Here is a 23,143-nt window from a genome sequence, read left to right as displayed (position 1 = left end):
ACGTATAGACGATGATCGGTGCTCGGCCGGTAACCTACGGTGATGCGTCAGAGTTCGCTCGTCGTCGTCGCCAACCGTCTGCCCCTCGATGACAACGCCGCCCCGGACGGTGCCTGTGAGTGGCGCCGAAGTCCGGGTGGCCTGGCCAGTGCACTGCACGCGATCCTGAAGCCGACACCGGCGACCTGGGTCGGCTGGGCAGGCGGCCTGGGCCCGGCACCCACCCTGCCGGACGTGGGCAGCCTGCGGTTGCGGCCGGTCTCGCTGAGCGGCGAGGAGCTGCGCGGCTACTACGAGGGGTTCGCCAACTCCACACTCTGGCCGCTCTACCACGACGCCGTGCAGCAGCCGGTGTTCAACCGGGACTGGTGGGAGACGTACCGGGCGGTCAACCAGCGGTTCGCCGAGGCCGCCGCCGAGGTCGCCGAGGAGGGCGCCGCCGTCTGGGTGCAGGACTACCACCTGCAGCTGGTCCCGGGGATGCTCCGCGAGCTGCGGCCGGACCTGCTGATCGGGTTCTTCATGCACGTGCCGTTCCCGCCGCCCGAGTTGTTCATGCAGCTCCCCCGCCGCGTCGAGCTGATGTGCGGGATGCTCGGCGCCGACCTGGTCGGGTTCCAGCGTGAGCAGGCCGCGCACAACTTCGCGCAGCTGGCGCAGAAGCTGGTCGCGGCCGACGCCGGCGACCACACCATCACGGTGGGCGGGCGGGTCGTGCGCACCGGGGCGTTCCCGATCTCGATCGACGTCGCCGAGATGCGCGCGCTGGCCAGCCGGCCCGACGTGCTGGGTCAGGCCAAGCAGCTGCGGCGGGACCTGGGCCGGCCGAAACGGGTGCTGCTCAGCGTCGACCGGCTGGATTACACCAAGGGCATCGAGCACCGCCTCACGGCGTACAGCGAGCTGCTGCGCGACGGGCACGTGAAGGTCCGGGACACCGTTATGGTCCAGGTGGCCGTGCCGAGCCGGGAACGGGTGGAGAGCTACCGGGACCTGCGCGACCGGATCGAGGGCGAGGTGGGCCGGATCAACGGCGAGTTCGGCCGGGTCGGCGAGCCCGCCATCCACTACCTGAACCAGCCGTTCGACCGGTCCCAGCTGGCCGCGCTCTACCGGACCGCGGACGTGATGGTGGTGACCCCGCTGCGCGACGGCATGAACCTGGTCGCCAAGGAGTTCGTGGCGGCCCGGGAGGACGGCGCCGGGGCGCTGGTGCTCAGCGAGTTCGCCGGGTCCGCCGCGGAACTCGAGCAGGCCTTCCTGGTGAACCCGCACGACGTGGACGGGCTGAAGGCGACGCTGCTGCGCGCCATGGAGGCCGACCCGGCCGATCTGACGGCCCGGATGGCGGCGATGCGCCGGCACCTGACCAGCCACGACATCCTGGCCTGGGCCCGGGCGTACCTCACCGCGCTGGACCACACCGGACGGCTGGCCGAGCAGCTGCCCAGCGAGTCGGAGCAGCCGCCCGGCGGGTCGGGCCGGCGCGGCGGCAGCCGGATCCCGCGGCAGCGGTCAGTGTCCTAGCTGCTTGCCGAGCCAGTCCAGAATCGCGTCGATCGGCTCGGTCCAGCCGCTCTCCAGCATCAGGTCGTGCCCCATGCCCGGGAACAGCAGCGGGGCGCCGCCATACCGGGCGGCCGCCTTGTCCAGGGTGGCCCGCCGCACGATCCGGTCGTCCGGGCTGCCCACGATGAGGGTGGGCGGCCCGCCGACCGGGTCCGGCAGCTCGTGCCGGCCGATCAGCTCGGCGCGCGGGCGGGCGTCGATGCGCTCGAGGTACGCCGTGGCCTGCTCGGCCGGGAGGTCCGGGCCGAACAGCTGCCGGGCGGAGAGACGCAGGCGCCCGCCGAAGACGGCCGGCAGCGTGCCGGCCGGGTTGCCGCGCAGCGCCGCGCCCAGCGCCGCCCAGCCGTCGAGCACCGGCGCGACCAGCACCGCCGCCCGCGCCGGATAGCGGCCCAGCGCGCGGGCCACCACCAGCGCGCCGGCTCCGTGGCCGATCAGCACGGCCTGGCGCGGCAGCGACGCCGCCAGCTGCACCACGTCGTGCACCTGGGCCCGCAGGTCGCCACCGGGGCGCGGGGAGATGGCGTGGGCCGGGAAGCCACGGCCGGCGGCGTGGCCGAGCCAGTGCTCGGCGAAGGTCCACGCGCCGTGTCCGAGCCCGGGGACGAAGACCAGCGGTGACTGGTCCTGATCGCCCTCCTTGGAGATCACCTCGCGGGGCGCCGGTGGCACCGGGTCGGTCCAGTCCTCGAAACGCAGCAGGTCGGACTTCACCGGGCCGTCTCCATCTGCTTCAGCAGGCCGTCGAGGGAACGCAGATAGTCGACGTGGTCCACCTCGAACCAGTGCCGCCGGGACGGCACCACCTGGCGGCGTGACCAGCTGGCGAGCGGGCGGGCGGACTCCTTCTGCTGCACCGCGGCGGCGCGCACCGGGTCGGTGACGCGCAGCCGCAGCCAGCGGGCGATCGCGACGCTCTGCCAGTGCGCGAGCGGGAACAGCCCGGAGTCCGGCTGGAGCAGGCCGACCACCGCGAGCGTCGGGTGCTTGCGGGCGAACGCGTGCAGGTGCAGGTCGGGCCGGCCGTGGTCGTCGATGTCGAGCAACGCGGGGGCGACGAAGTCGAACCGGGGCCGGTAACCGGTCGCGGTGATCACCAGGTCGGGCTCGACCCGGGCGCCGCCGGCCAGCTCGACGGCCGCACCGTCGAAGCGGGCCACGTCCGGCACCGGGTGGATCCGGCCGTGGCCCAGGTAATAGGCGAGCTGGCTGTTGACGACCGGGTGGCTCTCGTACGGCTGGTGGTCGGGCTCGGGCAGGCCGTACCGGGTCAGGTCGCCGTTGGTCAGCCGCACCGTGCGCCGGTAGAGCCACTGCCGCAGGCGCAACGGCAGGCGCCACTTCAGCAGCCGGTCGTTGACCTGGTCGGCGGGGCGCCCGAGGACGTATTTGGGGGCGTACCAGTAGCCCCGGCGGGTGGAGTGCCACACCTTGTCCGCCTGTTGCGCCGCCTCGACGGCGATGTCGCAGCCGGTGTTGCCGCCGCCGATCACGAGCACCTTGCGGCCGCGCAGCCGGGACGGGTCCTTGTAGGCCCCCGCATGCATCACCTGGCCCCGGAACTCCCCCGGGATCCCGGGGTCGAGCGGCGACCAGTTGTGCCCGTTGGCGATGACCACGGCCGCGTAGCGCTGGGTCCGCGACGAGCCGCCACCTGTCGACTTCGTGGTCACGTCCCAGCGGCCGTCGCCGGCCGGCACGATCGAGACGACCTCCATGCCGTACCAGACGTGGTCGCCGAGCCCGAAGTGCTTCGCATAGCGTTCCAGGTAGTCCAGGACCTGGCTGTGGTGCGGGTAGTCGGGCCAGGTGTCCGGCATCGGGAAGTCGGGGAACTCGGTCAGCGGGCGGGACGAGACGAGGTGGGTGCTCGCGTACACCGGGCTGCGGTCGTGGCGCCAGTTCCAGGCGCCGCCGACGGACGTCTCGCGCTCGTAGCAGTCGACCGCGAAGCCCTGCTCGAGAAGGTTCTTGATCGCGGTGAGCCCGCTGGCGCCGGCGCCCACGACACAGACGGCGTCGCGACGGTCACCCGGGTCGGGGGAGTCGTGCACCCGGCGATCCTTGCAGACCTCAGGGCCGCAAGGAAGGGAGCAGCAGGTCGGCGACGACCGGCAGATGATCACTGGCTGCGCGGGCGCGATCGGTCGAGATGATCTCGTAACCTTCGATGGAGACGTCCGGGGTGACGAACACCCCGTCGATCCGGCGCCGCGGCAGCGCGGCGGGGTACGTGGGGACGTCCTCGGCCGAGCCGACCAGGCCCTCCTCGACCATCCGCCAGGCGCTGCCGCCGGGCCCCTCGTTCAGGTCGGCGGCGGCGATCACCGGGCCCTCGGCACGGGCCAGCTCGCTCTTCCAGTGCGCCGCCTGGGCCGGCCGCTCGGCCGGGTCGGTGGCCAGATGCGACCCGGAGACGGTGAAGCGCGCCCCGCGCACCGCGGCCTCGGCGAAGACCGCGCCGCGCAGGTGCCGGCCCGGGGTCAGCGGATAGCGCAGGCACCAGGTCCGGCGGATCGCCACCCGGAGGCTGACCAGCAGCAGGTTGCCCAGCGACGGCAGGCCGCCGGCGGCCACCACCAGGCCGGTCTCGGCCGCCAGCAGGGCACATTTCTGCCGCCACCGGAAGCGCCGCGGCGCCTCCTGCACCACCAGGACGTCCGGGGCCAGGTCACGGATCAGGCCGACGAGCGCGGCACGGTCGTCCCGCAACCCGTGGACGTTGTAGCTGACCACCCGCAACGGGACCCCGGACATCCGCGGTCCGCGCTAACCGGCCAGCCGGGCCAGGTCGGCGGCGCCGACCACCCCGGCCACGTTGCCCATCAGCGCCGCGCGCACCTCGGCCACCGGGAACCGGTTGCGCTGGGCGAGCTGGTCCCGGTACGTCCGTTCGGCCGGCCCCATCAGCAGCGGCCCCGCGTCGACCACTCCCCCGCCGATCACCAGGATCTGCGGGTCCAGGCTCTGCGCCAGGTCCGCGAGCGCCACCCCGAGCCAGTAGCCGACCTGCGCGAAGGCGTCCATCGCGACCCCGTCGCCGGCCCGGGCCGCCTCGGTGATCTGCCGGCCGGTGATCGCCAGCGGGTCGCCGCCGGCCAGCTCGAGCAGCGTCGCGGCGCGCTCCGGCTCCTGACGGGCGCCGGCCCGGCCGAAGCGGACCAGCGCGTTGCCGCTCGCGTACTGCTCCAGGCAGCCGAGCCGGCCGCAGCCGCAGGGGTGCCCGTCCGGAACCGACTGGATGTGGCCCAGCTCGCCGGCGATGCCGTTGGCGCCGTGCCAGAGCTTGCCGTTGATCACGATGCCGCCGCCGATGCCGGTGCCGACCGTGATCATCACCATCGAGTCGTCGGCGTGCTGGGCGACACCGAACCGGAACTCCGCCCAGGCCGCCACGTTGGCGTCGTTCTCCAGCACGGTGGGCAGGCCCACCGCCTTGGACACGTAGTCGCGCAACGGCTCGTCCCGCCAGGCCAGGTTCGGCGCGAACAGCACGGTGGAGCCGGCCGCGTCGATCCACGCGGCGGCGCCGATCCCGATCGCGGTCGCGGCCGGGTACTGCGCTGCCAGTTCGGCGGCCACCTCGACGATGGTGTCCCGGGTGCCGGCCGGGTCGTGCGCCGGCGTCGGCCGGCGGTTGGACGCCAGCACGGTGCCCCGCTCGTCGACCACCCCGCCGGCGACCTTGGTACCGCCGACGTCGATTCCGATGGTCAGCGTCACGCTGCCCGTCCCCTCTGCAACAAGTGGACCTTTTCGACCGCCGGCGCCGGCAACGTCGAAAAAATCCGGTTCACACCGCGTCGCCGGCGCGGGCACCGTCGCCGGGGCCTGCGTCGCGGTCCTCTGGCGCCGAAGCGCCCAGGTCATGATCCACGCTACGGGGCGCGGCCGCGTCGTCCGCCGCGGGCTCCGCAGTGGCCATGGCCCAGACATCAGATCCGCCGGGAGTACGACTGACGTCAGGCGCCGTGGCCCGGCGTGCCTGGGCGGCCGCCCGCGCCTGCTCCACCGCGCGCGCCACCGCCTCCTCCGCGGCGGCTGCCCTGGCCTTCGCCGCGGCGGCCGCCTCCCGGGCGCTCTCGGCGCTGGCCGCGGCCCACGGGTCGGACGGGACCGGCTCGGTGACCGGCGTCTCGTCGGTGGCCCGGGCCCAGACGCCGTCCGGGTCCGCGGGGCGCGCCTGGGGACGCGGCGCCGGCGGCCGGGACCGCTCACCGGCCATGGCGGAGAACGCGCGCATCAGGCCGGCCACCCCCGAGGCGATGTCGCCCGCGCTGGTGGCGAGCCGCTCCGCCGTCTCGGGGCTCGGGTCGCGCGCCGCGGCGATCGCCTTGCAGACCGGGCAGACGCAGCACTCCGCGCTCCCGGTCGACCAGGCCCCGCCGGAGTGACCCCGGGCGGCGTTCGCAAGCATGCCGAGAACATCTCCCTGCCGCGACGAGGACTCACGGCCACCGGCCCCGCTCATCGCGGCCTTCGCCAGGATCGTGGCGATCAGCCGCTCGGCCTCCTCGCGTGCTGACCCGGCCATCTGGGCTCCCCTCAGTCCGCGGGCGTGCTCTCGACGCGGCGCTTGAGCTCCTTCAGCGCCGTGTCCATGATCATCTTTTCGGCCTTGCGGCGGAACATGCCCAGCATGCCGATCGCCAGGTCCACCGCCAGCGTGTACGTCACCGTCGTGCTGCCGTCGGCGTTCTCCACCAGGTCGTAGGAGCCGTCCTGGGAACGCTGCGTCTTGGAGGGCTCGACCAGGTGCCACTCGATCCGGGACAGATCGTCGGCGTACGCGTACTCCAGCGTGTACTCGTCCACCAGCACGGTCGCGTCGATCTGGAAGCGGACGCGGGCGGCGTACCCGTCCTCGTACTCCTCGACGACCTCCGCCTGCTTGATCGATTCGGCCCACTCCGGGTAACGCGCGAAGTCGCAGATCACCGCGGCCACCCGGGCCAGGGGCGCATGGACCTGAATCGACTGCGTCGAGGTGTCCGCCATGCACCGGAGGCTACCCGCTGTACGCAGCCGGGCACGCGCCTGGGGCGGCACGGCACACCGCCGCTTCCCCGCCCCGGCGTCACTCCCCACACCGCCGCCGACGGGCTGTTTCCGCTCCTTGCCGCTACCATCCGTCACGTGCCAGCCCATGTCAGTGCCCCGACGCCGTTGCGCCCGGCCGAAGCCGTGGCGCGTGTCGTCATGCTCGCGCTGGTCGCGGTGCTCACCCTGACCGCCACCGAGGACCCCCGGCAGCTGATCTGGATCGTTCTCCTGGCGATCGCCGCGGTCCCCGCCTTCGTGGCCCGCGACCACCCGGTGCTCGCCCCGCTCGGCCGGTTCGCCGAGGTCGTGGTCACCGGGCTGGCGGCCGGCTCGGTCGCCACCGCGGCCATCGGCCAGGTCGACGCCGGCTTCGGCGCCGAGGCCGTACTCCCCTATCTGTCGGTGCCGCTGCTCACCGCGGCGCTGTACCGCCGGCAGCTGGAGGGCGCCGCGCTGCTCGGCGCCGCCGCCGTGGCGATGCTGATCGGAGGTCTGGCACACCGCACCGGCGGCGACTTCACGCTCACCCAACCGGGTTATCTCGCGGCCTGCGGCCAGTGGCTGGTGCTCGGCGCGATCATCACGTTCGCCGCCGAGACCATGCGGCAGCTGCTCCAGCCGACCGAGCCGCCCCCGCAGCCGTACGCCGAGGCCACCCGCCTGCTGACCCAGCTGCGCAGCGTCGCCCGTTCGCTGCCCGGCGCCACCCTGGACCCGGGCGGCATCTCCGAGCACCTGCTGGAGGAGCTGCGCGTGGTCGCGCCCGGCCACCGCGCGGCGGTGCTGTCGGCCAGCGGCGGTGGCCGGCTCGTGGTGCTGGCGCAGACCGGCGCCGAGCGGGTCGACTGGGAGACCACTCTCGATGCCGACTCGGCCATCGCCGACGCCTGGGCCACCCAGCAGCCGCAGGTGGCCAGCCGGTCGCAGGCCCGCACGCACCAGGGCGGCGAGGTGTCCTCCCTGGTGGTGCCGCTGGTCGCCGGGGTGCGCACGATCGGGCTGGTGATCCTGGAGACGGACGGCACCGGGGCGTACCCGTCGCCGGTCGTCGCCTCGGTGACCGAGGTGACCGGTCCGGCCGCGCTGCGGCTGGAGGCCGCCCTGCTCTTCGACGACGTGCGGTCGCTGGCCACCAACGAGGAACGTCAGCGCCTGGCCCGGGAGATCCACGACGGGGTCGCTCAGGAGCTGGTGATGGTCGGCTACGGGATCGACAACGCGCAGGCCACCCTGCCGGAGGGCGCCGAGGAGACCGCCGAGGAGCTGCGGGTGCTGCGCGCCGAGGTGACCCGGGTGATCACCGAGCTGCGGCTCAGCCTGTTCGAGCTGCGTTCCGAGGTCGATCGCAACGGCGGGCTGGCCGCCGCGATCGCCGAGTACGCCCGCACCCTCGGCACCAGCGCCGGGCTGCGGGTCCACTTCACGTTCGACGAGTCGACGGCCCGGCTCCCGGCGGCCACCGAGGCGGAGCTGCTGCGCATCGCGCAGGAGGCGATCACCAACGCCCGCAAGCACGCGGGCGCCTCGAACCTCTGGGTCACCTGCACCGTCGACCCGCCGTACGCGGAGATCGAAGTGTCCGATGACGGCAAGGGCTTCGCGGACAATCGCCCGGACGGCCGTTACGGACTTACCATCATGGCCGAGCGCGCCGAACGCATCCGGGGACGTCTCAAGATCACGCCGCGACACCCCAGCGGGACAACCGTCGCCGTAGTGCTCGGAACCCCGCCTCGGCGCGATAGCGTGCGGGATAGCGTTTCCGCTCCAGAAGGGGAGTAAGCCGAGCATGTCGACCAGTCCTGCGCCGACGGGGCGCACCAAGGTCCTCCTAGTCGACGATCACGACCTGATCCGTAAGGGGCTGCGACACGCATTCGAGCGCGACCGGCAGTTCGAGGTCGTCGGCGAGGCCGCCACTGCGGCGGAGGCGGTGCGCCAGGCCGGCGCCCTGCAGCCGGACGTCGTGATCATGGACCTTCGCCTGCCCGACGGCAGCGGTCTCGAGGCCACCCGCGCCCTGCGCAAGAACAACTCCAACATGGGCATCGTGGTCCTCACCATGTACGCGGGCGACGACCAGCTGTTCGGCGCTCTCGAGGCCGGTGCCAGCGCGTTCGTGCCGAAGACCGCCCCGGCGGACGAGGTCGTGGCGGCTGCCCGGCACGCCGCGTCGGCGCCCAGCGCGTTCACCGCGGCCGACCTGGCCGAGGCCATGAAGCGCCGGCTCGCGCCGTCCGGCCCGCAGCTCTCGCCGCGTGAGGGCCAGGTGCTCCGCCTGCTCGCCGACGGCATGAGCGTGGCCGGGATCGCCAAGCAGCTCTTCGTCTCCGAGTCGACGGCGAAGACCCACATCTCGAAGCTGTACGAGAAGCTGGGCGCGGCGAACCGGGCGCAGGCGCTCATGACCGCTCTTCGCCTCGGACTGCTCGAAGCCCCCGACGCGCCGAAGTTCTGAGCAATCCGGGCATCTTCGGCGTTTCCGGTTTTCAGATGCCGTAACGCTGGATATGCCCTGGTGAAACGCCGCGACAGGAGCGGCGTCGAGCCCGAGCGTCTCCGCGCCGGCCCATCGCGGAGACGCTCCGGAGTCGCTAGTCCTCCAGGGACAGCAGAACCTTCCGCAGCAGCGCGTTGAGCTGACGCAACTCGTCCTCGGTGAGCGCCCGCATCGCCTCCCGATCCCGGGCGATCCCCTCGAAGATGTACCGGTTCCACATGTCCCGGCCCGCCGGTGTGGGCCGGACCAGCACCCGCCGCCGGTCCGTGCCGTCCACCTGCCGCGTGATCATCCCGGCCTCGGCGAGCCGGTCGAGGCGGCTGGTCATCGCCGCCCGGGTCACGTTCGCCGCCTCGGCCAACTGCGCCGGCGTCGCCTCGGTCGGCCACGGCTGGACCATCAGCACGTGCAGCGTCCGGTAGTCCTGGAGCGTGAAGTCCTCCCCCGCCCGCGCGAAGGCCGCCACGTCGGACCGCTCGATCCAGCGCAGGATGCGCTTCATCCGGACGAGCGCCCCCTCCACCTCGGGCGCGAACGCCGGTTCGTCCTTCCAGAAACTCGCCCAACGGGCCACGTGCTGATCAACGCCGTCTTCCATGCCGTAAGTGTGCCATCGATTTGATTATTAGATTGCTGATAGTTAGACGTTGAACTACTCTCGTCGGCATGACGCGCGACTTCCGGCTCCTCGCCACCGGCCAGGCCCTCTCCTGGATCGGCAACGGCTTCCAGACCGTGGCCCTCGCCGTCGCCGTGCTCACCACCGGCGGCGTCCGCGACCTCGGGCTGGTGATGGCCACGTCGGTGCTCGCCCTGCTGGCAGGCGCCCTGTTCGGCGGCGTCTGGGCCGACCGCCTCCAGCCCCGGCTGGTGATGGCCGCCTCCGACCTGATCCGCTTCGCTGCCACCGCCGGCATCGCCGCGATGTTCGCCGCCGGCGGCTACCAGCTCGCGCTGCTCTGCGCGCTCACCGCCGTCTCGGCCGCCGCGGGCAGCTTCTTCACCCCCGCGATGGCCGCGGTCAAGCCGCTGCTGGTGCCGGCCGACCGGCGCCAGCAGGCCAACGCCACACTGAGCATGCTGCAGACCGCGTGCGGCATCGCCGGTCCGGCAGCCGGCGGCGTCACCGTCGCCGCCTTCGGCGCACCGGCGGGCTTCGCGGCCAACGCGGTCAGCTTCCTGTTGTCGCTGGTCGCTGCCGTTCTCCTGCGGGTACGCGCGGAGCGTGGCACCCCTGCGCCGATGCTCCGTGAGCTGGCCGCCGGCTGGCGGGAGATCCGCAGCCGGGACTGGCTGCTCGGCGGCCTGCTCAGCGCCTGCGTCTATCACATCGCCAACGGCATGATCCTGGTCCTCGTCCAGGTGGTGGCGATGGAACGGCTCGGCGGCGCCCACGCGATCGGCCTGATCTCGGCGGCCCAGGGGCTCGGCGGGTTCCTGGGCGCGATGCTGGGCATGCGGCTGCGGCCCCGGCGGCCGCTACGGGCGGGCTACCCGGCCCTGATGCTGATGGTCGTGTGGGTGGCGTCCTATGTGTGGCCCGGCACGCTCAGCGCGGTCCTGGCCGGGGCGGTGATCGGCTACTGCGGCCTGATCTTCTACGACGTGGTCTGGGAGACAGCGGTGCAGGACGAGGTGCCGCAGCGGATGCTCGGGCGGGTGTCCTCCTGGGACTACCTGACGTCCTACCTGGCCATGCCGGTGGGCAACGCGCTGGCCGGGCCGCTGTGGGAGCGGTTCGGGGTCGACCGGGTGCTCGCCTGGTGCGCGGTGGTCCTGCTGCTGGCCGCCGCAACCCAGCTGCTGGTCCCCGGCGTCCGCAAACTCGCCCGCCCCACCCCGCTCTCCCCCATCCACGCCCAAACCAGCGTGTGAAGTTCGGGTGCGGAGCGCACCCGAACTTCACACGCAACCGCCCGGTTGTCCGGCGGATGTTCAGGGGTCGGGGAGCAGGGCGGCCAGCGCGGCGATCAGCTGCGGCTTCGTGGGCACGCCGGTCGCCCGCCTGATCACCACACCGTCGGAATCGAGGACCAGGAGCGTGGGCGTGCGCCGGATGTCGAGCGCCCGCACCTCGGCCAGGTGACTCTCGGCGTCGACCTCGACGTGCTGAACCCCCGGGAGCAGGGCCGCCACCTCCGCACTGATCCGGCGCACCGCCCGGCACGGGGCACAGAACGCGGTGGAGAACTGGAGCAACGTGACCGGCCCCGGCGCCACGCCGAGCCGCTCCAGCAAGGCTGGATCGAGGTGCTCGTGGCCCGTACCAGAAATCATGTTCTTGACTCTGACAGGTGTTCAGGCCGACTGGTAGGCGCTGGCCTGCAGTGTGAAGAGCTGCGCATAGACCCCGTCGGCGGCCATCAGTTCGTCGTGGTCGCCCTCCTCGACCACCGCCCCGTGGTCGAGCACGTAGATCCGGTCCGCCTCCCGGACACTGGCCATCCGGTGGGTGATCAGCACGACGGTGCGCCCGGCCGCCAGGTCCCGCAGCCGCCGGTAGACCTCGTGTTCGGCCCGCGCGTCCAGGTTCGCCGTCGGCTCGTCGCAGATCAGCAGCGGCGCGTCCCGGTGGAACGCGCGGCTCACCGCGAGTCGCTGCCACTGCCCGCCGGAGAGGTCCGCACCGTCGGTGAAGTGCCGGGAGAGCAGCGTCTCGTACTCGCGGGGCAGCTCCATCACGAACTCGTGGGCGTCCCCGGCACGGGCCGACTCGCGCACCTGGTCCAGCGACGCCGGGCGGTCGTGCCGGCCGATCGCGATGTTGAGCCGGGCGGACAGCGGCCACCGGGTCGGCTCCTGCATCACCACGGCGACCCGTTCGCGCACGGACTCGGGCTGGAACCGGGTCACGTCCACCCCGTCCCAATGAACCGTGCCGTCCTGCGGCCGGTAGAGCCCCGCCAGCACTGCCGCCAGGGTCGACTTGCCCGAGCCGTTCTCGCCGACCAGCGCGATGATCTGGCCGCGCCGCAGCGTCATGCTCACCTGCCGCACCGCCGGCCGGTCCGCGTCCGGATAGCTGAACGTCACCCGTTCCAGCCGGATCTCGTCGAAGTGCTCCGGCGCCCGGCGGCCCGGCGACGGCTCCGCGCGCGCCAGCGACATCTCGCAGAACCCCTGATAGTCGGCGAAGTAGAGGCCCTGCTCGTAGACCCGGTTGGCGCTGAACGCCAACTCGGACAGCTTGCCGATGCCGATCTTGATCGCGTAGGCGGCGGCGCCACCGGCGGCCAGGTCCATCCGATCGGTCCACAGCAGCCAGCACAGCATGACGTACGCCAGACCGGTCACGAACCCGCTCAGCGCCTGACCCACCAGATTGGTCCGGACCACCCGGCCGATCACCCTGATCTCCTCGAGGGTGGAGATCCGCAGCAGCCGGGACGCCTCGGTCAGCAGGAAGCGGCGCACCGTGAACGCCCGCAGCTCAGCGGCCGAATCCCGGGCCGCCAGCAGATAGGCCAGCATCCGCTGCCGCCGCCACGTCGCGATGAGCCGCAGCTTGCTGCGGTAACCGAGTTTCGCCGCCCGGACCGCCGCCCACGCCGTCGGCACCACCGCCAGCACCAGCATCGGCAGCAGCGCCGGGTGCAGCACCGCCAGCACACCGGCTGTCGCAACCAGTCCGATCAGGTGGGTGAGCACCTCGATGCCGTGATCCACCACCTGCTGGGCGGCGAAGATGCCGCGGTCCCGCGCCCGGTCCATGGCATCGCGCCATTCCGGGTCGTCGAACGTCGCCAGCTCCACCCGGGTGGTCAGGTCGAGCAGGCGATTCTCGGCCGCCTCCGACACCATCGGGGACAACCGCCCGTGTGCTGCTGTCGCCGCCGAGGCGAGCAGACCCCGCGTTGCCAGCGCAACGACCAGGAGCACCAGCGAGGGTACGGCGGCGCGTACCCGCTCCGGGGTCGGTCCCGCCTGCAGCAGGCCGTCGAGCACGCCGACCACGCTGATCAGCCCGACCGCCGCGGCGACCCCGGCCGCCAGCTGCAGGGTCACCACCGCCACCGTGGTGCGCCGGCTGGCCCGCCAGGCGAGAAGCCACGCCTCGCGGAGCAGGCTCGGCAGTCTCCGCATCATCTGCAGGAACGTGGTGTTGGCGGCCTCCTCGGTGGAGGTCAGCCAGTACGGGAGTTCGAGCTCCCCGTCGTCCTGCTCCTCCAGCATCGTCCCGGCGTCAGTCGGCTCGGCGCTGTGGTCGGGCTTGTCGCCACGGTCCAGGTCGGCGCCAGGGTCCGGGTCGGGGCGGCGGTTCTCCGGCATCGGCGGCCTCCGTTCGGGGGTCCCTCAGCGGAGCTCCGCAAGCGCGGCACGGCGCGCGACGCACGGACGGCACGCGGCGCGCATGCCGGAAGCCCTGCCCCGTTCCTACGCCGCGGGACCGATCGATGTCCACGGCTGAAGGCGGAATGACCGGCTTCATTCACGCTCGGGCACCGGGAGACGGACACCCGGTGCGGCGAAGTCAGACGCCGGCGGGCGGCGGTTCGAGCAGCTGCCGCAACCGGTCCGCCTGCTTCTCCCAGCGCCACTCGCGCTCCACCCACGCCCGTCCGGCCCGGCCCATCGCCCGGGCCCGGTCCGGGTCGGCCAACAGGTCGGCCACCCGGCCGCCGATCGCCGCCACGTCGCGGCCGCCGACCACGAAGCCGGTCTCGCCCTCACGGACCGCGTCGGGCGCGCCGCCGGAGTCGCCGCCGACCACCGGCAGGCCGGTCGCCGAGGCCTCCAGATAGACGATGCCGAGTCCTTCCACGTCGAGGCCGGCCGCCCGGGTGCGGCACGGCATCGCATAGACGTCACCGGCCGCGTAGTGCTCCGGCAGCTCGGACCACGGCACCGACCCGGTGAAGACCACGTCGGACTCCACCCCGTTCTCCCGGGCCAGCCGTTCCAGGGTCTTGCGGTACGGCCCGCCGCTGACCAGCAGCAGCGCGGCTCCGGGCACCCGGCGGCGGATCAGCGGCATGGCCCGGATCAGCATGTCCTGGCCCTTGCGCGGCACGAGCCGGGAGACGCAGACGACCACCGGCCGCCCGTCCAGCCCGTACCGTTTGCGGACCGCCGCGCCGTCCACCTCGGGGTGGAAGGTGTCCACGTCCACCCCCGGGGCCAGCCGGCGCAGGTCGGTGAGGCCGTGCAGCGCACGGTCGAGGCGACTGCGCTGGAACTCCCCCAGATAGGTGATCACGTCGTTGCCCCGGGCGATGCGGCGCAGCAGCGTCCGCGCGCCGGGCAGCGCCGCCCAGCCGATCTCGTGGCCGTGGGTGATCCCGACCGCCCGCTCCACCCCGGCGTCGCGCCGCAGCCCGTGGGCGAGCAGCCCGAGCGGCGCTGCCGCGCCGAACAGGACGGTGTCGCACTGATGCTCCCGGGCGAGCGCGGCGGCGCGGCGGGCCACGGCCGGAGTCGGCAGCAGCACCCCGGTGTCCTCCCGGACGACCTCGAACGGCTGCTCCGCGTCGAAGGCGGCGGCCTCGCGCCAGGTGGACGAGTAGACGACGATCGAGCCGGCCGGCTGGCGCACCGCCAGGTTGTGCACGAACTGCTGGATGCCGCCGGGCCGGGGCGGGAAGTCGTTGGTGACCAGCAGGGTGCGCCCCATCAGCGTGCGCCCCGGGCCCAGGCGCGGGCCGCGGCCATCCGCTGCACGGTCGACGGATGTGAGGCGAACATGATGTGCTCCCAGCGTGGCGGATCGGGGTCGGCGAGGTTGACCAGGCCGAGGCGGCGCTGCATCGCCGCGAAGGTCTCCGGGTCCCCGGTCAGGGCCAGGGCGTGCGTGTCGGCGCGGGCCTCGACGCGCCGGGAGACGAAGGACTGCGCCGGGCCGGCGACCAGGCCGGCGACCGTGGTGACCGCCAGCAGCAGGCCGATCGCCCGGGGCTCGGCGATCGAGTCCACCCCGGCCAGCCGGAGCAGCCAGGACCAGGAGCCGAGCAGATAGAGGCCGATCACCGCGACGGCCGCGCCGAGGGCGCCGATGACCGTGCCGATCAGCACGTCGTTGTCCTTGGCGTGGCCGAGCTCGTGCGCGGCCACCGACACCACCTCGTCCGGGGTGGCCTCGGTCAGCAGGGTGTCGTAGACGACGATCCGCCGGGTCGGGCCGAGCCCGGACACATAGGCGTTCACCGCGCGGGTGCGACGGGACGCGTCGGCGACCAGCACGTCCTTGACCGGGACGCCGTCGCGCTCGGCGAGGGTGAGCAGCTCGGCCCGCAGGGGGCCCGCGGGCATCGGCGTGAACCTGTTGAAGACCGGCTCGACCAGCACCGGCAGCACGAACGACAGCAGCACCACGAGACCGGCCGCGCCGGCCGCCCCGAACGCCCACCACCAGCGGGGTGCGAAGTGGGTGACGGTGAAGAAGCCGGCCAGGGCGAGCCCGCCGATGACGGCGCCCACCGCGTACGACTTCAGCAGGTCGACGGCCCAGGGGCCCCAGGTCTGGGTGGAGATCCCGTAACGCACCACGACGGTGTGCCTCCAGGCGGCGATCGGCAGCGTGATCACCTCGGCCACCAGGACCACGACGAGACCACCGAGCACCGCCCGGGCCAGCCAGTGGTCGCCGAACGGGCGGCCGGCCAGCTCGACCAGGCGGGCGCCGGCCGGGGTGAGGCCGAGCACCAGCGCGACGATCAGGCTCAGCCCGAGGCCCAGATAGTTGCCCGGGCGCAGGTCCGCGTGGAACGCCCGGCCCCTGGCCACCTGGTCGGCGGGCAGCTGCCCGAGCGCGGCCACCTGGTCGGCGCGCGGCGCCGGGGCACGGTGCCAGGGGATCACCAGCGCGGCGACGACGGCCAGCGTCGCGAGCAGCACGACGAACGCGCCGATGGCCCAGGTCCGCGTCATGCCGCCATCCTAGAGACAAACGTGATCACGCAACGTTGCGGCGGGTCGGGAACAGTGGCACCACCACCGGTGGCTCGGGCGTCTCCAGCAGCTCCACCTCGAATCCGGCCAGCTCGAACGTCTCGATGGCCCGGAGCTCTCCCGGGGTCAGGTCGGCGATGCCGTCGGGCGTGCTGTCGAGCACGCTGATCAGACATTCGTTGCACTCGTCGGTGCGCTCGACGCACCGTCCGCAGTCGATGATCATTACCCCTCCTCCGGAGACGATCACCATCCGTGACAGTCACGCTATGCGAGGGGTATGACAGTTTTACGAACGAGCCAGCCGGCGCAGCAGAGAATCGGCGCCCATCGGGTACGCGCCGTGCCGGCGGACCCCGTCGGCGACCTCGCGGTCGGAGGAGACCACCACCACCGGGCGGCCGGGCGGCTCGGCCCGGACCAGCTGCCGGATCAGCTCGTCGGCGGTGGTGCCCTTGCGGGAGAAGAGCACCCGGACACCGCGGGGCGCGGGCGGCAGGCCGTGCACCCGCTCGGCGCCGTCGAAGACCACGGTGACCTCGTCGCCGGTCTGCGCCGCTATCCCACCGAGCCCGGTGATCAACCGCTTGCGCTGCTGTTCCAGGGACATGTCGGCGAAGCCGCGCTTGGTCACGTTGTAACCGTCCACGACGAGGTGGGCCCGGGGCAGCGCGAGCAGCTGGTCCAGGCGGCCCGGGTCGTCGGTGTCCTGGGCCCGGGCTCGGGAGCGCTCCGGGGCGCCGGGCCGGTCCGCGGCGGTGTCGGCCACGAAGTCGGCCGGAAGCTTGTCCGCCGGCCCGATGGCCAGCTCCCGGCGCAGGCCGGTGGCGGCCTGGCCGATCGTCTCCAGCAGCAGCCAGAGGCGCGCGTCGTCGACCGCCCGGGCATCCTTGGCCGCCTGCTTGCCGGTGGCGGCGGCCGCCTCGGCGTCGGCGAGGCGGGCCCGCATCCGGCGCAGCTCCGCCTCATGGTCGAGGGCGGCACGCGCCGCCCTCCCCTTTTCCGTCGCCAGCAGGTCACTGGCCCGTTTCTGCGCGGCCTGCGCCTCCCGCAGGGCCTTCGCCGTACTGCGCGCCTCCTCCCGCAGCTGGCCCAGCTCCTGACTGACCTTGGCGAGCTCGTCACGCAGCTTCTCGGCCTCGGCCCGGGCCACCGCCCGGTCGTGCTCGGCGCGGGTGGCGCGCTGCTCGGCGGCGCGGATCTGCCCGGCCACCGCCGCGGTGTCCGCCTCGGCCCGGACCGCGTCACCGGCCGCCTCGATCAGGTCGCGCCAGCCCTCCGGCCGGGCCAGATAGGCCAGCGCCGCCACCTCGACCGGATCAGCCGCCGCGGGGGCGACACCGCTGGTCACGGCGGCGCCGAGGTCGCCCGCCTCGGTGACGATGCGGGCGCCGATGCGCTGCCGGAAGAGCGGGTCCGCGACCAGCTGGGCGGCGATGTCACGGCCGCCGAGGCGGGCCCGGCGGTTCGGGGCGAAACGGGCCACCCGGCGCAGCGGGACCGGGATCTCGTCGGCGGGCAGGCCGGGCAGCGCGGCGGCGGACAACGTCATGATCCGCTGGCGGACGGCTTCCGGCAGGACCGGCTCCGGCGCGAAGTCCGCAGCCTCGGACGCCGCCTCCTCCTCGGGGCGGTGTTCGGGGTCGAGCGGCGCGGACATCCACCCATTCTCACACCGGTCAGGGTGCAACCGCCCTTCGGAGCAAGTGATCTTTTCGGCCCGGCCTGCAGTTTCTGTCGTACCCCCGCTCTAGTGTTGCCGCCCGTGACACAACCGGCCTACGTGCAGGGCACTCTGGACACGTTGCTGACCGCCGACGGCTCGGTCGACCCGGCCGCGCTGTCCCTGGCGGACACCACGTTCGTGGTGCTCGACCTGGAGACCACCGGCGGCGCCGCGGACGGCGCCGGCATCACCGAGATCGGCGCGGTGAAGGTGCGGGCCGGCCGGCGGCTCGGCGAGTTCGCCACGCTGGTCAATCCGGGTGAGCCGCTGCCGCCGTTCATCACCGTCCTGACCGGCATCACCGAGGCGATGCTGCGGCCCGCGCCGTCGATCGAGACGGTTCTGCCCAGCCTGCTGGAGTTCCTGCGCGGGGCGGTGCTGGTCGCCCACAACGCGCCCTACGACGTCGGTTTCCTCAAGGCCGCCTGCGCCCGGCACGGCTATCCGTGGCCGCAGATGCGGGTCCTGGACACCGCGGCCCTGGCCCGCCGGGCGCTGACCCGCGACGAGGTGCCCAACCGCAAGCTGGGCACGCTGGCCCAGTTCTTCCGGTCCACGGTGACGCCCAACCACCGCGCGCTGGACGACGCGAAAGCCACCGTCGACGTGCTGCACGGGCTGATCGAGCGGCTGGGCAGCTTCAAGGTGCACACGCTGGGCGACGCGATCGAGTTCGCCAAGGCGGTGACCCCGGCCCAGCGCCGGCAGCGGCACCTCGCCGACGGCCTGCCGCACGTGCCCGGGGTCTATCTGTTCCGCGCCGCCGACGACCGCCCGCTCTACGTCGGCACCTCCAAGGACATCGCGACCCGGGTGCGCAGCTATTTCACCGCCGCCGAGAAACGGGCCCGGATCTCCGAGATGCTCACCGCCGCGGTCCGGGTGGAGGCGGTGGAGTGCGCCCACTCCCTGGAGGCGGAGGTCCGGGAGCTGCGGCTGATCGCCGCCCACGCCCCGCCGTACAACCGGCGGTCCAAGTTCCCCGAGCGGGTGGTCTGGCTGAAGCTGACCGCCGAGACGTTCCCCCGCCTGTCGGTGGTGCGGCGGTTCGCCGAGGACGGCGCGACCTATCTTGGCCCGTTCTCCTCGCGGCGCACGGCCGAGCTGGCCGCGGCCGGGGTCTATGACGCCGTTCCGCTGCGGCAGTGCAACCACAAACTGTCGCTGCGCACCAGGACGCCGGCGTGCGCGCTGGCCGAGCTGGGGAGATGCCCGGCCCCCTGCGAACACGAGATCACCCCCGAGGAGTACGACCTTCGCGCCGCCCTCCCGTTCCGCACCGCCACCTCGGGTGACCCGGGTCCGGTGGTCGACGCCATCCTGGCCCGGATCGAGACGCTCTCCGACCATCGTCGCTATGAGGAGGCGGCGGTCGTCCGGTCCCGCCTCACCGCGCTGCTGCGCGCCCTGATCCGGATGCAGCGGCTGGACGCCCTGACCCGGATGCCGGAGGTCGTGGCGGCCCGGCGCGACGGCCGGAGCGGCTGGGAGATCGTGGTGGTCCGGCACGGCCGGCTGGCCGCCGCGGCCACCTCCCCGCCCCGGGAGCACCCTCGTCCCACCCTGGAGGCGGCCCGGCTGACAGCCGAGACGGTCCAGCACGGACCGGGTCCGGTGCCGGCCGCCACCGCCGAGGAGACCGAGCGGATTCTGGCCTGGCTGGAGCGGCCGGACACCCGCTTGGTGGAAACCGTCGGCGACTGGGTGTCACCGGTTCGTGGCGCCGCGCGTTTCGCCGCGCTCCTCACCAGGGCGGAAACCGCCGCCTCGGCCTAAGACTCGTCCGTTCGCCTATCGGTAACTGACCGTTCGGATGACGCTCGCTCGCTTAGGCTGTAAGGCACGCGCGACGCTCGCGGTGATTCACCTCATTTGGCGGCTTGATGCCTTTGGCGAACCCGCCACCGAGGTGCTTCGCTAGCGGGTGAGACGCTCCATGCTTCAGGCGAGGCTTGGACGATCGGTGAGGGGGTGTCCGGGTGGACGTCGACGCCGGCCACGGCGCCGCTCTCGGTCGTGCGCTGCCGGCCGCCTCCTCCCCGAGCACGACGTTCACCCAGCGGCTCCGCTCGCTGCTCAGCTTCCAGGGCAACGACGACGACCCGGTCGCCACGCTGACGCGGACCCATCGCAGCATCCATCCGTCGGCCGACGTCGCCGTGGTGCGCCGCAGCTACGCGATCGCCGAGAGCATGCACCGCGGCCAGTTCCGCAAGTCCGGCGATCCCTACATCACGCACCCGCTCGCCGTCGCGCAGATCTGCGCCGAACTGGGCATGGACACCACCACCCTGGTCGCCGCGCTGCTGCACGACACAGTGGAGGACACCAGCTACACGCTGGAGGCGCTGCACGGCGACTTCGGGCCCGAGGTGAGCCACCTGGTCGACGGCGTGACCAAGTTCGACAAGGCCTATTACGGGAAGGCCGCCGAGGGCGAGACGATCCGCAAGATGATCGTCGCGGCCGGCAAGGACGTCCGCGTCCTGGTGATCAAACTGGCCGACCGGCTGCACAACATGCGCACCTTGGACGCGCGTTCCCCGTCGAGCCGGGCCCGGATCGCCACCGCCACGCTGGACGTGCTCGTCCCGCTCTGCGACCGGCTCGGCATCCAGGCCCTCAAGCGCGACCTCGACGACGTGGTGCTCTTCCACCTGGAGCCGGACGCGTTCGCCCGCATCGACGAGCACGTGAAGAACCGTCCCGGCTGGGACGAATACCTCACCGAGGTCTCCACCAAGGCCCGCGCCGCGCTGCGCCGCTCCAAGGTGGACGCCGAGGTCACGCCGCGCCCCCGGCACTACTACTCGATCTGGAAAGACACCGTCGCCGGCAACCACAACGTCCCGCTGGACCTGCCGCGCATCGCGGTCGTGGTGGACGGGCCGGACACCGACTGTTACGCCGCGCTCGGCGCGATCCACGGTCAGTGGCGCCCGGTGGCCGGCCGGTTCAAGGACTTCATCGCCTCGCCGAAGAACAACCTGTACCGCTCGCTCCACACCACCGTGGTCGGGCCGGAAGGGCGGCTGGTCGAAGTGCTCATCCGCACCGAGACCATGCACCGCTACTCGGAGTACGGCGTCGCCACCAGCTACCGATATCCGAAGGTGTCCGACGAGCCACCCGGCGCGGACCAGCTGACCTGGCTGAAACGCGTGCTGGACTGGCAGCAGGACGCCACCGACGCGGGCCAGTTCCTCGACTCGCTGCGATGTGACCTCGCCGAGGGCCAGATCACCGTCTTCGCCCACGGCAACCCGTACGAACTTCCCGGCGGCTCCACCCCGGTCGACCTGGCCTACGAGCTCGGTCCCGAACGCGGCGACCAGTGTCTGGCCGCGACCATCAACGGGCGCCTCGCCCCCCTCAGCTCCCCGCTGCGCGACGGCGACGTCGTCGAGATCTTCTCCGAGACCGAGGGCCACGTCGAGCTCGAGCCCAACGCGCCGCGCGGCCCCCGCCGGGAGTGGCTCGGCTTCGTCAAGTCCAGCCAGGCCCAGATGCAGATCAACCGGTACTTCGACGAGAAGAACGAGCCGGGCATCAGCATCGCCGACAAGGTCCGTCTCGGCCGCGCGACCATCGGGCTCACCCTCCGCAAGCACGACCGCGGCCTGGCCAGCGAGGTGCCGCTGCGCCGGCTCGCCGAGGAGCTCGGCTACCCCGACCTGGAGACCCTTCTGGTGGCGGTCTGCGAGCGCAGCCTCGAACCGGACGCCGTGGTCGAGCAGCTCATCGCCCTCGTCGACCACCCCGACTGAGCCGCTGGGCACCCCCGGCTAGCCTTACCCGCGTGAACATACCCCGGCAGTTTCGTGGCCTCGCCTATCAGGCCTTCTACGGGCTGCCGCTCCCGGTGCGGCGCCACGTGGCCCGGCTGATCTCCCCGAAATACCTGGTCGGCGCGGTCACCATCGTCCGCGACACCGAGACCGCCGCGCCCGGGCGCATCCTTCTGCTGCGCCAGCCGCCGGGCCGGGGCTGGGGCCTTCCGGCCGGTCTGCTCAAGCGCCGCGAGTTGCCCGCGGTGGGTGCGGCGCGCGAGCTTCACGAAGAATCAGGGGTACGACTGGAGCCCGGTGACCTGACTCCCGGCAACCCGAACGCCGTCATCCACCCGAACGGCGGCGTGGTCGACACCGTCTGGTTCGGCTGGGTGCCCGCCTCCAGCACGCCCCTGGCCGTCGACGGCGGCGAGGTTCTGGAGGCGCGCTGGTTCCCCCTCGACGACCTGCCTCGCCTGACCTGGCCGACGGAGAGGCTGCTCGGCATCTACGGCATCGGGCCCCGGTCGGGCGAGCTGCCTCCGTCCCTTCCGGAGGGCGTCTCCTATGCGGCCCCGCCTGCTCCGTCCGGCGCTCTCGGCCCCACCCGGCCGGCTCCGTCCGGCGCTGCCGGCCCCACCTCGTCGTCGGAGCGGCAGCAGTGAGCGCCCCGGCCGTGCCGGTCTGCGGGGTGGTGCTCGCCGCCGGTGAGGGCCGGCGTCTGCGCCCGCTCACCGAGGCGGTGCCGAAAGCGCTCTGCCCGGTCGGCAACCTGCCGCTGCTCGATCATGCGCTGCGCCGCCTGGCCGGCCTGGGACTCGCCGGACCGGAGCGGGTCGCGGTCAACGCCGCCTACCTGGCGGACCAGGTCGTCACCCACGTCGGGTCCCGTGCGCACCTCTCCGTCGAGCCGGACGGCCCGCTCGGCACCTCCGGCGGCATCGGCCGGCTCCGCGACTGGATCGACGGCCGTGGCGTCCTGGTGGGCAACGCCGACGCCTATCTCGCCGACCCGTTCCGCGAACCCGGCAAGGACATCGCCGCCCTGCTCGACGGCTGGTCCGGCGAGACCGTGCGCATGCTGACCATGCCTTGCCGCCCCGACGAGAAAGGCGGCTTCAGCGGCCGCCGGTTCGCCGGATTCTCGCTGCTCCCCTGGCGTTACGTACGCACCCTGGCCGACGTGGACAGCAACCTGGTCCACACGGTCTGGCGCCCCGCCGAGGCCGAGGGCGCCCTGGAGCTGATCGGTTACGAGGGTTTCTATCTGGACACCGGCACCCCCGCCGACTATCTGGCCGCCAACCTGCACACCATCGCCGTCGGCACCACAGCGCCGACGCCCTCTTCCCCCTCCGGTGCCGTCACTCCGCCGATGCCCTCTTCCCCCTCCGGTGCCGTCGCCGGTTCCCTGATCGCCGCCACCGCCCAGGTGACCGGCGCCGCCACCGAATCCGTCGTCGGCGTCGGCGCCCGGGTGGCCGGCACGGTGAACCGCTGCGTGATCTGGCCCGGCGCGGTCGTCGAACCCGGCGAATCCTTGACCGACGTCATCCGGGCCACGAACGGCCTGACCGTCCGCGCCTGAGACCACCACACCCGGCGAGGAGCGGAGCGGCGAGTGTGCCGGTGGGCGGGCGCGGATAGCAT

The 23,143-nt window shown here is 72.9% G+C and carries 20 protein-coding genes and 1 pseudogene; 8 read left to right on the top strand and 13 right to left on the bottom strand.

From position 1 onward, the window contains the following. Positions 1 to 42 precede the first annotated feature (42 nt). A complete protein-coding gene (locus AC0NH5_RS19080) occupies positions 43 to 1,527 on the top strand; it encodes an alpha,alpha-trehalose-phosphate synthase (UDP-forming) (protein ID WP_474405485.1) in 1,485 nt (494 codons plus the stop codon). On the opposite strand, the gene AC0NH5_RS19075 is transcribed toward AC0NH5_RS19080, so the two are convergent. From AC0NH5_RS19075 to AC0NH5_RS19050, 6 genes are all read right to left on the bottom strand, one after another. Beyond that, the gene (locus tag AC0NH5_RS19075; RefSeq protein ID WP_474405483.1) at positions 1,516 to 2,283 is read right to left on the bottom strand and encodes an alpha/beta hydrolase; all 768 of its coding nucleotides are present in this window, start codon (positions 2,281 to 2,283) and stop codon (positions 1,516 to 1,518) included. The two genes, AC0NH5_RS19080 and AC0NH5_RS19075, sit on opposite strands and share 12 nt — an antisense overlap. Continuing rightward, the gene (locus tag AC0NH5_RS19070; RefSeq protein ID WP_474405481.1) at positions 2,280 to 3,623 is read right to left on the bottom strand and encodes a flavin-containing monooxygenase; all 1,344 of its coding nucleotides are present in this window, start codon (positions 3,621 to 3,623) and stop codon (positions 2,280 to 2,282) included. Before AC0NH5_RS19070 ends, AC0NH5_RS19075 begins: the two co-directional genes overlap by 4 nt. A gap of 19 nt (positions 3,624 to 3,642) precedes the next feature. Further along, complete coding sequence (locus AC0NH5_RS19065; protein ID WP_474405479.1) at positions 3,643 to 4,326, bottom strand: endonuclease/exonuclease/phosphatase family protein; 684 nt, start codon at positions 4,324 to 4,326, stop codon at positions 3,643 to 3,645. Positions 4,327 to 4,338: 12 nt separating this feature from the next. Next, positions 4,339 to 5,292 carry an ROK family glucokinase gene (locus AC0NH5_RS19060; protein ID WP_474405477.1) on the bottom strand — a complete coding sequence of 318 codons (954 nt, stop codon included), beginning with the start codon at positions 5,290 to 5,292 and terminating at the stop codon, positions 4,339 to 4,341. A 70-nt stretch (positions 5,293 to 5,362) separates the two neighbouring features. Beyond that, complete coding sequence (locus AC0NH5_RS19055) at positions 5,363 to 6,103, bottom strand: hypothetical protein (RefSeq protein WP_474405475.1); 741 nt, start codon at positions 6,101 to 6,103, stop codon at positions 5,363 to 5,365. Positions 6,104 to 6,114: 11 nt separating this feature from the next. Continuing rightward, complete coding sequence (locus AC0NH5_RS19050) at positions 6,115 to 6,567, bottom strand: SRPBCC family protein (RefSeq protein WP_474405473.1); 453 nt, start codon at positions 6,565 to 6,567, stop codon at positions 6,115 to 6,117. Between the two features lie 138 nt (positions 6,568 to 6,705). On the opposite strand from AC0NH5_RS19050, the gene AC0NH5_RS19045 reads away from it, so the two are divergent. Both AC0NH5_RS19045 and AC0NH5_RS19040 read left to right on the top strand, forming a co-directional pair. Then, positions 6,706 to 8,394, top strand: coding sequence for a GAF domain-containing sensor histidine kinase (locus AC0NH5_RS19045; RefSeq protein ID WP_474405472.1), 1,689 nt, complete (start codon positions 6,706 to 6,708; stop codon positions 8,392 to 8,394). Between the two features lie 7 nt (positions 8,395 to 8,401). Next, positions 8,402 to 9,070: a response regulator transcription factor gene (locus AC0NH5_RS19040; protein ID WP_196415199.1), complete on the top strand. Its 669-nt coding sequence runs from the start codon at positions 8,402 to 8,404 to the stop codon at positions 9,068 to 9,070. Positions 9,071 to 9,206: 136 nt separating this feature from the next. Here AC0NH5_RS19040 and AC0NH5_RS19035 read toward each other — a convergent pair whose 3' ends face one another. Continuing rightward, entirely contained in the window at positions 9,207 to 9,710 is a 504-nt protein-coding gene (locus AC0NH5_RS19035) for a MarR family winged helix-turn-helix transcriptional regulator (RefSeq protein WP_474405470.1), read from the bottom strand. Positions 9,711 to 9,778: 68 nt separating this feature from the next. Between AC0NH5_RS19035 and AC0NH5_RS19030 the strand changes: the two genes are divergently transcribed. After that, on the top strand, positions 9,779 to 10,987 hold the full coding sequence (locus AC0NH5_RS19030; RefSeq protein ID WP_474405468.1) for an MFS transporter: 1,209 nt from the start codon (positions 9,779 to 9,781) through the stop codon (positions 10,985 to 10,987). Positions 10,988 to 11,047: 60 nt separating this feature from the next. Here AC0NH5_RS19030 and AC0NH5_RS19025 read toward each other — a convergent pair whose 3' ends face one another. From AC0NH5_RS19025 to AC0NH5_RS19000, 6 genes are all read right to left on the bottom strand, one after another. Beyond that, positions 11,048 to 11,389 carry a TlpA family protein disulfide reductase gene (locus AC0NH5_RS19025; RefSeq protein WP_474405466.1) on the bottom strand — a complete coding sequence of 114 codons (342 nt, stop codon included), beginning with the start codon at positions 11,387 to 11,389 and terminating at the stop codon, positions 11,048 to 11,050. 21 nt (positions 11,390 to 11,410) lie between these two features. Beyond that, positions 11,411 to 13,381, bottom strand: coding sequence for an ABC transporter ATP-binding protein (locus tag AC0NH5_RS19020; RefSeq protein WP_474405465.1), 1,971 nt, complete (start codon positions 13,379 to 13,381; stop codon positions 11,411 to 11,413). A gap of 202 nt (positions 13,382 to 13,583) precedes the next feature. After that, positions 13,584 to 14,723, bottom strand: coding sequence for a glycosyltransferase family 4 protein (locus tag AC0NH5_RS19015; RefSeq protein WP_474405463.1), 1,140 nt, complete (start codon positions 14,721 to 14,723; stop codon positions 13,584 to 13,586). After that, positions 14,723 to 15,976 (bottom strand): M48 family metallopeptidase, encoded by a 1,254-nt coding sequence (locus tag AC0NH5_RS19010; RefSeq protein ID WP_474405461.1) that lies wholly within the window; start codon positions 15,974 to 15,976, stop codon positions 14,723 to 14,725. The genes AC0NH5_RS19015 and AC0NH5_RS19010 overlap by 1 nt, the downstream gene beginning before the upstream one ends. A 25-nt stretch (positions 15,977 to 16,001) precedes the next feature. Next, positions 16,002 to 16,223, bottom strand: a complete 222-nt coding sequence (locus AC0NH5_RS19005; RefSeq protein ID WP_474405459.1) for a hypothetical protein — start codon at positions 16,221 to 16,223, stop codon at positions 16,002 to 16,004. Positions 16,224 to 16,286: 63 nt separating this feature from the next. Continuing rightward, complete coding sequence (locus AC0NH5_RS19000; protein ID WP_474405457.1) at positions 16,287 to 17,657, bottom strand: NYN domain-containing protein; 1,371 nt, start codon at positions 17,655 to 17,657, stop codon at positions 16,287 to 16,289. A gap of 105 nt (positions 17,658 to 17,762) precedes the next feature. On the opposite strand from AC0NH5_RS19000, the gene AC0NH5_RS18995 reads away from it, so the two are divergent. The 4 genes and pseudogenes from AC0NH5_RS18995 (at position 17,763) to AC0NH5_RS18980 (ending at position 23,081) form a co-directional block, all read left to right on the top strand. Further along, on the top strand, positions 17,763 to 19,499 hold the full coding sequence (locus AC0NH5_RS18995) for a DEDD exonuclease domain-containing protein (protein ID WP_474405455.1): 1,737 nt from the start codon (positions 17,763 to 17,765) through the stop codon (positions 19,497 to 19,499). 203 nt (positions 19,500 to 19,702) lie between these two features. Continuing rightward, positions 19,703 to 21,490: a RelA/SpoT family protein gene (locus AC0NH5_RS18990; protein ID WP_474405453.1), complete on the top strand. Its 1,788-nt coding sequence runs from the start codon at positions 19,703 to 19,705 to the stop codon at positions 21,488 to 21,490. Positions 21,491 to 21,522: 32 nt separating this feature from the next. After that, positions 21,523 to 22,050: pseudogene (locus AC0NH5_RS18985) on the top strand (NUDIX hydrolase); the annotation flags it as partial. A gap of 104 nt (positions 22,051 to 22,154) precedes the next feature. Continuing rightward, a complete protein-coding gene (locus AC0NH5_RS18980; protein ID WP_474405451.1) occupies positions 22,155 to 23,081 on the top strand; it encodes a sugar phosphate nucleotidyltransferase in 927 nt (308 codons plus the stop codon). Positions 23,082 to 23,143: the final 62 nt, after the last annotated feature.

The sequence above is a fragment of the Actinoplanes sp. 13 genome (assembly GCF_056134165.1).
This window is presented reverse-complemented; position numbering and strand designations above follow the sequence as displayed.

Excerpts from the sequence above, each read along its gene's own strand:
- AC0NH5_RS19005 (WP_474405459.1), bottom strand. The coding sequence starts at position 16,223 with ATGATCATCGACTGCGGACGGTGCGTCGAGCGCACCGACGAGTGCAAC.
- AC0NH5_RS19035 (WP_474405470.1), bottom strand. The coding sequence starts at position 9,710 with ATGGAAGACGGCGTTGATCAGCACGTGGCCCGTTGGGCGAGTTTCTGG.
- AC0NH5_RS19040 (WP_196415199.1), top strand. The coding sequence starts at position 8,402 with ATGTCGACCAGTCCTGCGCCGACGGGGCGCACCAAGGTCCTCCTAGTC.
- AC0NH5_RS19020 (WP_474405465.1), bottom strand. The coding sequence starts at position 13,381 with ATGCCGGAGAACCGCCGCCCCGACCCGGACCCTGGCGCCGACCTGGAC.
- AC0NH5_RS19050 (WP_474405473.1), bottom strand. The coding sequence starts at position 6,567 with ATGGCGGACACCTCGACGCAGTCGATTCAGGTCCATGCGCCCCTGGCC.
- AC0NH5_RS19000 (WP_474405457.1), bottom strand. The coding sequence starts at position 17,657 with ATGTCCGCGCCGCTCGACCCCGAACACCGCCCCGAGGAGGAGGCGGCG.
- AC0NH5_RS19080 (WP_474405485.1), top strand. The coding sequence starts at position 43 with ATGCGTCAGAGTTCGCTCGTCGTCGTCGCCAACCGTCTGCCCCTCGAT.
- AC0NH5_RS19010 (WP_474405461.1), bottom strand. The coding sequence starts at position 15,976 with ATGACGCGGACCTGGGCCATCGGCGCGTTCGTCGTGCTGCTCGCGACG.
- AC0NH5_RS19065 (WP_474405479.1), bottom strand. The coding sequence starts at position 4,326 with ATGTCCGGGGTCCCGTTGCGGGTGGTCAGCTACAACGTCCACGGGTTG.
- AC0NH5_RS19025 (WP_474405466.1), bottom strand. The coding sequence starts at position 11,389 with ATGATTTCTGGTACGGGCCACGAGCACCTCGATCCAGCCTTGCTGGAG.
- AC0NH5_RS19030 (WP_474405468.1), top strand. The coding sequence starts at position 9,779 with ATGACGCGCGACTTCCGGCTCCTCGCCACCGGCCAGGCCCTCTCCTGG.
- AC0NH5_RS19015 (WP_474405463.1), bottom strand. The coding sequence starts at position 14,723 with ATGGGGCGCACCCTGCTGGTCACCAACGACTTCCCGCCCCGGCCCGGC.
- AC0NH5_RS19055 (WP_474405475.1), bottom strand. The coding sequence starts at position 6,103 with ATGGCCGGGTCAGCACGCGAGGAGGCCGAGCGGCTGATCGCCACGATC.